At 65.9% G+C, this 7634-nt stretch carries 7 protein-coding genes and 3 pseudogenes; 6 read left to right on the plus strand and 4 right to left on the minus strand.

Annotated features, from left to right (window positions below):
- Positions 1-369 precede the first annotated feature (369 nt).
- Positions 370-819: a HEAT repeat domain-containing protein gene (locus ACZ6BB_RS40805; protein WP_471620151.1), complete on the minus strand. Its 450-nt coding sequence runs from the start codon at positions 817-819 to the stop codon at positions 370-372.
- Positions 816-1195, minus strand: a pseudogene (locus tag ACZ6BB_RS40810) (transposase); the annotation flags it as partial. The pseudogene ACZ6BB_RS40810 and the gene ACZ6BB_RS40805, both read right to left, overlap by 4 nt.
- Before the next feature lie 421 nt (positions 1196-1616).
- On the opposite strand from ACZ6BB_RS40810, the pseudogene ACZ6BB_RS40815 reads away from it, so the two are divergent.
- From ACZ6BB_RS40815 to ACZ6BB_RS40825, 3 genes and pseudogenes are all read left to right on the plus strand, one after another.
- Positions 1617-2030: pseudogene (locus tag ACZ6BB_RS40815) on the plus strand (TerD family protein); the annotation flags it as partial.
- 335 nt (positions 2031-2365) lie between these two features.
- Entirely contained in the window at positions 2366-2839 is a 474-nt protein-coding gene (locus ACZ6BB_RS40820) for a VWA domain-containing protein (protein WP_471620152.1), read from the plus strand.
- Positions 2840-2901: 62 nt separating this feature from the next.
- On the plus strand, positions 2902-3654 hold the full coding sequence (locus ACZ6BB_RS40825) for a DUF6308 family protein (protein ID WP_471620180.1): 753 nt from the start codon (positions 2902-2904) through the stop codon (positions 3652-3654).
- Here the strand turns inward: ACZ6BB_RS40825 and ACZ6BB_RS40830 are convergent.
- Both ACZ6BB_RS40830 and ACZ6BB_RS40835 read right to left on the minus strand, forming a co-directional pair.
- Positions 3557-3766, minus strand: a pseudogene (locus tag ACZ6BB_RS40830) (IS6 family transposase); the annotation flags it as partial. The gene ACZ6BB_RS40825 and the pseudogene ACZ6BB_RS40830 overlap by 98 nt on opposite strands.
- 179 nt (positions 3767-3945) lie before the next feature.
- Positions 3946-5250, minus strand: coding sequence for a phospholipase D-like domain-containing protein (locus tag ACZ6BB_RS40835; RefSeq protein WP_471620153.1), 1305 nt, complete (start codon positions 5248-5250; stop codon positions 3946-3948).
- Positions 5251-5754: 504 nt separating this feature from the next.
- Between ACZ6BB_RS40835 and ACZ6BB_RS40840 the strand changes: the two genes are divergently transcribed.
- The 3 genes from ACZ6BB_RS40840 to ACZ6BB_RS40850 are packed head-to-tail and all read left to right on the plus strand — an operon-like array spanning position 5755 to position 7517.
- Positions 5755-6087: a transposase gene (locus ACZ6BB_RS40840; RefSeq protein WP_471620154.1), complete on the plus strand. Its 333-nt coding sequence runs from the start codon at positions 5755-5757 to the stop codon at positions 6085-6087.
- Entirely contained in the window at positions 6087-6476 is a 390-nt protein-coding gene (locus tag ACZ6BB_RS40845; RefSeq protein ID WP_471620155.1) for an IS3 family transposase, read from the plus strand. The genes ACZ6BB_RS40840 and ACZ6BB_RS40845 overlap by 1 nt, the downstream gene beginning before the upstream one ends.
- A gap of 45 nt (positions 6477-6521) precedes the next feature.
- Positions 6522-7517, plus strand: coding sequence for a NucA/NucB deoxyribonuclease domain-containing protein (locus ACZ6BB_RS40850; protein ID WP_471620156.1), 996 nt, complete (start codon positions 6522-6524; stop codon positions 7515-7517).
- The last annotated feature ends 117 nt before the right edge of the window (positions 7518-7634 follow it).

Genomic DNA, 7634 nt, shown 5'->3' on the forward strand with positions numbered 1-7634 from the left:
CGCTGAAACAGCTCCCACAACTCATCCGGCACCAGCCGCTCAACGATCCTCACCACGACCGGCAGCTTACCCAGCCAAATGAGATGACGTCTAAGGGTCTATCTCGCGGCACACAGCCATTCCGAAACCGGCCACGGACTGAACGAAGCCGACCGGACAGCCCACGAGTGCGGTATCCAACCCGAGGAACTGCCCCATGTACTCCAGCAGATGGCAGCAGCAGGGCTGCTGAACGCATGGCGGATTTCCGCCGATACGGAAGACCTTCACTGGGTCCTGCCGACTCCGCAGTGAAGGGGACGTGCACCTTGCAGCTGCTGCTGCACCCTTGCACGGATGAGGATGGCTCCCTCGACGCGAGAGCAGTAATCAAGAGTTGTGGGTGCGGCCCTCCGACCCGACCGCGGTGATCTCGGCTGCTGCGAGCCGAGCCTCCTCGCGCACCTCTGGGTCGGGGTGATGGAGGAAGGGCTCGATCAGCGGCCGGGCCAGCGGGTCGTGCGGGGCCCCGAGGATGTAGATCGTGTGGGCGAGGAGTTCGCGCTCCATCGTCGGCATGGCGTCGGTCAGCGGTTCGACGAGGGCCAGAGGCAAGCTGTAGTGGTCGAACGCCTCGCTGATCGAGTTCAGGGCGGACTCGCGCACCTTGGTCACCGGCTCGTTGACGGCCATGCTGACCAGACGTCCGACGGCCAGGCAAGCGGAGTCCGCATCGAGTGCGGCGCCGCGCAGGAGATCCCCGAGGATGTCGGCGGCGACGTCCCGACGGTCCGGATCGCGGTCGGTCAGCGCTTCAAGGGCCTCGAACATGTCGTTCATGCTGCCATCTCGGACCGCTCGACCAGGACACCTTTCTCGAAGCGCGAGCCGATACGGACCAACGGCACCAGGTGGGCTCCGGTGATCGCGCGCCACCGGGCCTGGGGCGGACTCGACGAGCTTGAGCACCATCGCCGGGGCCGCAGCCGGGCTCCCCGCGCCTTGTGTGACCTTGGTGCGGAGCTTGACCGTGGAGAAGATCGACTCGACGGGGGTTGGTGGTCCGTAGGTGGATTCAGTGCTCGGCCGGGAAGTCGCAGTACGCGAGCAGTTCGTCCCGATCGGCGATGATCTTCGCGACGGCCTTGGGCCACTTGGCGCCGTAGGACCGGGCGAATGCCTGGATCGCCTGCTCGGCACGGCCACGGCCCTCGGCGGTGTTGGAATTCTGTGGGATGCAAACGACCTTGTAGCTGGCGCAGTGGGAAACCCGAGTGGGCCGCGCCTCACTGCCGTCCGGTGAAGAGCAAGGAATCCTCGTGGTGGCGGTCGAGGGATGCGATGTTGTGGTCCATGCCGATGCGTAGGACGCATGCTCACAATGCCCGTCGGGCCGCAGCGTGTTGCATGTGTCAGGCGGCGGGCACGGAGCTGGGACCGGTGAATCTGCGGACAGATGAGCCGTCCTTCGAGGCTGATGCGTCCCGGACGATATGTCCTCAAGGATCGTGCAGGAAGCCGAGAGTCACAGACGGCGCCGTTTCGGCGGGTGTTGGTGGGGCGAATTCCGATCAAAGCGGCGACAGTTGGGCGTGTGGGTGACTACGGTGTCTTTCCACTGATCAAGGAGGACCGGGATGCAGACGACATCGCTGCGCAAGGGCGAGAACACAGCGCTGACGACGGCGTCGACGGTCTTGTCCGTGGCAGTGCAGGGGCTTGCGGTGGACGTGTCGGCGTTGCTGCTCGGACCGGATGGCAAGGTCCGCAGCGACAACGACCTCGTCTTCTACAATCATCCAGCACAGGACGGCGTGTCGGTCGCCGGCCCGGCGGTCACCGCGGACCTGCCCCGCCTGCCCTCCGACGTGCACCAGGTGGTGATCCTAGCGAGCGCTGATCCGCTGAAGCCAGGGGCCGTCTTCACGCATGCACCCCAACTGACGATCAACCAGAACGGTGCGCCCACCTGCTCGTTCACCGCACCGGATTTCGCTGCGGGAGAGACCGTCGTGGTTCTGGCGGAGTTGTACCGGCGTGGCGACGGCTGGAAGGTCCGCGCCGTCGGGCAGGGCTACGCCTCTGGCCTGTCAGGGCTGGCCACGGACTACGGCGTCGACGTCGACCCAGAACCCGCCGCTGCGCCCTCTGCACCACTTCCCGCACAGGCGCGTTCTGTCCTTGCGCCGGCAACCGTGGATCTGGCAAAGGTGGAACGGCAGGCTCCTGGCCTGCTGGATCCCGCACGACAGGCCGGCCAGGCTCTCGTGCACCGAGGGATTTCAGGTCGGCGGGCAGCGGTGTATCTGATCCTGGACCACGACTGGCACATGGAAAGCTGTACGAGTCCTTCGCGGTCCAGGCTTTCGCTGAACAGGTCCTGGCCTTGTCGGCCAACCTGGACGATGACGGCACCGTGCCCGTGGTCTTCTCCAGCGGACGCGAGCCGTTCCTTGAAGAGATCCGCCTGGACAATTACCGAGGCCGCATCGGGCAGCTGCACACTCAAGTCGACTGGGGCTGGGGCAACGTCGCCGACGCGATGCGCCGCGCGGTCAGCCACTACCAGGAGTCCGGCGCGGCTGACCCCGCCTTCATCGTCACCCAGGTCGGGGACGAACCCTGGGACAAAGCCGAAGTCCGCTCCCTCCTGCAGAACACCGCGTCCCTCGGGGTGTTCTGGCTGTTCGTGGGATTCGGCCGCGGCAAGCTCGCTTTCTACAAGAACCTCAACGCCTCCGCCTCAGCGACCTTCACCAACGTCGCCTTCTACGACGCCAGCAAGAACCCGGGCTCGGTGCCAGGCGAACAGTTCTACACTGGCCTCGTCGATGCCTTCGCCACCTGGATGCAATCGTGAGCACGCTGCTGCTCCTTCGCGCAGCTGCGCCCAAGGCCGCCGCTGAAAGCGCACCAGCCGTCATGCCCGAGCGGCCGCACAGGTCCTGCGCTCCGGTACCGTCCCACTGCCGGCGGCACTTCGGAGGAGTTGTGCTTCCTGATCCGCAGCCGCTTATCAACCGACTGCACCCCGTCCTTGCGAGTGATCAAGCAGTTGAAGAACTTCGCTGGTACTTCGGCATCGGCCAGCCGCCAGGCGCCGCGTCGTTCACTGGGAGGCGGTTCGAGCACTTGGCGGGCGGGGGAGACCGGCCCGAAGCCGCCAACGCAGTGACTGCCGACGACCTCATCGCGGTGCAGACCCTGTCGGTCACCATTCCGGCAGAAGCTGCCCTGGACCTTCTGGAAGGTCGGCTCGGCGTGCAGCTATCCGACTTATTGTATGAAATCCCCAACCATGTTGACATGGCTGAGGCTGACGCTGCTGATCTCGCCCCCGGATCGCCGGCTGACGCCGCCTGGCGTCTTCTCACCGGCCGACCGGGCATAGGGTGGGTCACCGCTGGCAAACTCCTCGCTCGCAAGCGACCACGGTTCCTTCCCGTGTATGGCCAAGTCGTGCGCTGCGTCCTTGGCCGGCCCGCATCATTCTGGCTCGACCTGCATGCCGCGCTCCGCGCAGACGACCGGGCCCTGCATCACGAGCTGGTGGCACTGCGCCGGTCTGCGAGGATCCCTGCCGCCGGCGCAGCGCGCCTGCGTACCGCTGCCCGAACTTGGCGCACCAGCGGCGCACCGTCTCGTACGAGACGACGATCCCGCGCTCGAGCATGAGCTCCTCGACCCCGCGGAACGACAGCGGGAAGCGGAAGTACAGCCATACGCAGTGGGAGATGACCTCGACCGGGTACCGGTGCCCCTTGTGCGACGGCGACACGGCCCCCACGGACAGCCCCCTCCAGCACGATCAACCAGAAGATCATCCCACCCTGTCAACCAACGTGACAGCGCCCGGGCGAGACATGGCCCGGCCGCTGGCGCCCCTCGGACTCGCGTGATCATTCCCGGCCAATCACGAGAACGACGGAGCCCTGCCCACAGGGGTGACCGAGCGGCGGGGAATGCCTACTCCTTGACCTGCTTCGGGTCGATCGGAATCTCGCGTGCCGTGTTCTCGGCGCGCTCCTCTGCGCCCAGCTTCAGCGTTGCGGTCCCGCAGCAGCGGTCGTACTGGTTCTGCCAGTCCGTCATGAACGCGTCATAGCTGGACTGGCCGACCAGCTTCAGGTCCGACTCGTCGTTGTGCCAGACGCCGTTGCTTGTCCAGTTCGCGGAGCCAACGAACACGATTCTGGAGTTGACCGCACCTGCGTAGCCGCCGCTGACCATCATGTACTTGTCGTGCGTGTAGTGCAGGGCGTTGCCGTTCGCGTCGGTTCCGCGGCTGGTGTCGTGCACGGAGATGTTCGGCCGGTCCTTCAGGTAGTTCTGCACGCTGCTGTCGACCTGACCGGCGGTGAGGAGTATGCGGATCTTGACGCCGGTCTGTGCCAGGCTCACCAGCTTCTTCGGCAGTTCGAGATAGTTCCGGTCGCCCGGCTGCCCGTGAGAGGTCCACTGGAACATGGCTATGTTGATCGTGGCCGGCGCCTTGACGTTGTTCAGGAAGTCGACCCAGGTGTCGCTCTTGGAGCGTGCCTTGGGCCACTGGTAGGAGGGCGGGGACAGTGTCCTGGCGGCCTGGCCGTCGGTGGAGCTGTAGTAGTCGGGCATCAGCGGGCCCGGACCGTTGAGCGCCCCCTTGGCCATGGCGGTGAAGTAGCGGGCGTAGAGGTTGTACAGGTCGACGTTGCCCTTGACGGTGGCGCTGCTGTTCCACGCGGTATTGGCTTGGGTGGACGTGGGGTTGGCGCTGCTGACGGTCACGGTCCTGTTCGCGTCGCTCCCGCCGCTGAACATGTAGTACTTCGCGTGCAGGGAGGAGCCGGAATAGTGGGTCAGGCAGCCGCCCGGGCACAGCGCGGCGAAGCTGGAGGCTTGCGGATCGTTGCCGAGCTCGGTGACCAACGACTGCCAGACCGCGTTGTCGCTGTGCACGTCCATCAGCGCCTTGACGATGACGCCGCGCTGGTGCGCAGCGATCAGGGCGTTGGCGAAGTCCGGGCCCGGCTGCGTGCTGCCGATCGAGTACATGGCGACGCGTATGGTCTGCCCGCAACTGGCGTTGTTGATCGATTCGATGATCGGGTCCATGACGTTCATCCGGGCGTCGGGGTCCTCCGGGTCGTTGAAGCGAGGACCCGGTGTCGAGGTGAACGTCCGGGACTCGCAACTGAGGGGAGTCTTGGCCTTCTTGACCGCAGCGTGCGCCGCGGTCGGCGACAGCGCGGTGACGGCCAGTGCACTGATCAATGTGAACGTTCGCTTCATGGATGGGCCTTTCGCTGGGCTGTTGCCGATGACGAGTCGGGCGATGCTGTGCTGATCGCCCCAGGGTGGCCGCCGAGGCGAGCCCGGCAGCCGGCGTTCACCCAAAACGTCGCACAGCCCTCCCAGTCGACCTCCGCCGTGCGGTCGTGGCGGAGTGGGCCGCGCTGGCCGAGCCGCCGACGCGGCGAGGAGGCCGCCGATCAGGGGCGCTGCCACGACGTTCGCCGTAAGGACGTGGACGCGTGTCGGGAGCGGGGCCGGGAATGCGCCTGTGCTCGGCCACGCGTTGAGATTCTGCGATGGGACCGGGACATCCGGCGGACATCCCGGTCGATGAAGTGCTGGTCCGTTAGTGTCTGCCCGAAGTTGTTCAATGTATGACCCACTGATCCACTGTTCGGCAATCAGGAGACTTGCGAAGGCGTCGAAGGGTTGCACGATGAATCGTTCCGGGTTTGATCGAGTGGTATGCCCCGGTTCTATTGGAGTCGGGTTGCTGGACAATTGACGATCCAGCAGCATTCGGAGGCCGTGATGCCCGGCAGCTATCCGCCTGAGTTCCGCCGTAGGGTTCTCGATCTCGTCGTATCCGGAAGGAAGATCGCTGAGGTCGCGCGATTCCTCGGCATCGGCGACCAGACGATCTACGGCTGGCGGCGCCAGCACCTCATCGACACCGGGCAATTGCCGGGCACGACCAGCAGCGATCTGTCCGAACTGGCTGCGGCCCGCAAGCGCATCGCCGAGTTGGAGGCCGAGTTGGCCATCCACCGGCGGGCCGCCGAACTGCTGGGTGAGGTGACGTTCCCAAAAGGCGGTTCGAAGCCATCCGCGTGATGGCTCGTGAACATCTGCCGGTCCAACTGGCCTGCCGAGTGCTGCACGTCGCGGGATCCGGTTACTACGCCTGGCGGGACCGTCCGCCGTCGAACCGCCTGGTCAAGCACGCCTGGCTGACCGAGGCCATCGTGGGCATCCACACCGCCTCTCGCGGCACCTGCGGCTCCCGTCGAGTGCACGCCGAGCTCGGTCTGGGCCTGCACATTCATGTCAGCGACGGCACCGTGGAGCTGCTGATGCAGTGCGCCGGCCTGCATGGCCTACCCGGCAACCGACGCCCCCGCGCCAAGCACGACAGCCCGCTCCCGCCTACCGGCGCCAAGCAGTCGCGGCCGCCGTCGACGCCGCGATGCCGTACGCATCGCGGGAGGAGCACCGAACGGTGACCGAGCGGCAGTTGCACGAGACCGTGACCGCCCAGGCGTGGGCATGTGAAGTCGCGGTTCGCGGTGTGCAACGGGGCGTCGTTCCTGCAGACCTGGGTGCGCAACAACCAGCCGGTCGGCGAGAGCATGTTCAACGTCCGAGTGGTCGGCACGATCGCCAAGAACAGCCGCACGATCGACTTCCGGTACTACTTCACCGACTTCGTCACGACGGGCACGACCGGCGCCGCCGCGATGCCGATCACGACGAAGGGCAACATCCCGCAAAGCTGGCCGGCCGGAGCAAGCTACACCCGGGGCGGCAACAAGCCGACCACGAAGACGTTCACAGAGCTGAAGGCGCTGCGGACGTTCAACGAGACAGTGCACGCCAAACCGGGGCAGGGCAAGAAGGCTCCCACCGACCTGCTCTTCGCGGTCTACGAGCCGGCCATCAGCTACAGCCCACCGGCTGGGTGGACGCTGAGCGGGGCACGGGGCGGCAAGCTGTTCATGCTCGCGCCGCGCTGGGAGAGCGCCTCGTACCTGGCCAACTCCACCGGCGGCAGCAAGCCAGAGAAGAGGGGTGCAGCCACGTTCAGCTACGTGCCCACCTTCACCTTGAGCGCCAAGGCGGGAGCCGATGAACGCGCCGAGGCTCAGCACATCAGGCAGGCATTCCTCGTCCCTGGCGACACCAAGCCGTACATGTCGGCGAAGAAAGTGCCCGGGCAGACGGCCAAAGACCCGCTGCACCGGACGGTGAGCGCCGCCCGCAATGACAAGAACCGGGCAGCGGCGGTCAAGCAGTGCAAGCGGTACTGGGGAGCCAACTACACCAACGGCGGGACGAAGGAGTGCGACGAATACCCCTTCGCGAGCACCTATGAAGGGGCTGCGGAGAACTACTACGACCCCGAGGTGACGAAGTTCAACTTCTCCGCGAAGCCGATCCCGAAGGATGACAACAAGGCAGGCGGCCTCATCCTGAAGAGCTTCTACGCCAAGAACCGCCTCATCGACGGACTCGACGACGGCTTCATCGTGAAGATCACCGGCTGAGCCGGACAAAGCCGTGGGGGGGGGGGGGGTTGGAGGGGCCGTCCCCCCCAGACGTTTCGGGAGAGGGGGGGAGGAAACGCCCAAAGGGACGCCTACCCACCTTCCCCGTTCCCTCCC

This window comes from Streptomyces sp. NPDC041108, from assembly GCF_055592645.1.

What these genes read in the sequence shown, in the direction of transcription:
- ACZ6BB_RS40805 (WP_471620151.1), bottom strand. Translation starts at nt 819, where the DNA reads ATGAACGACATGTTCGAGGCCCTTGAAGCGCTGACCGACCGCGATCCG.
- ACZ6BB_RS40825 (WP_471620180.1), top strand. Translation starts at nt 2,902, where the DNA reads ATGCCCGAGCGGCCGCACAGGTCCTGCGCTCCGGTACCGTCCCACTGC.
- ACZ6BB_RS40835 (WP_471620153.1), bottom strand. Translation starts at nt 5,250, where the DNA reads ATGAAGCGAACGTTCACATTGATCAGTGCACTGGCCGTCACCGCGCTG.
- ACZ6BB_RS40845 (WP_471620155.1), top strand. Translation starts at nt 6,087, where the DNA reads ATGGCTCGTGAACATCTGCCGGTCCAACTGGCCTGCCGAGTGCTGCAC.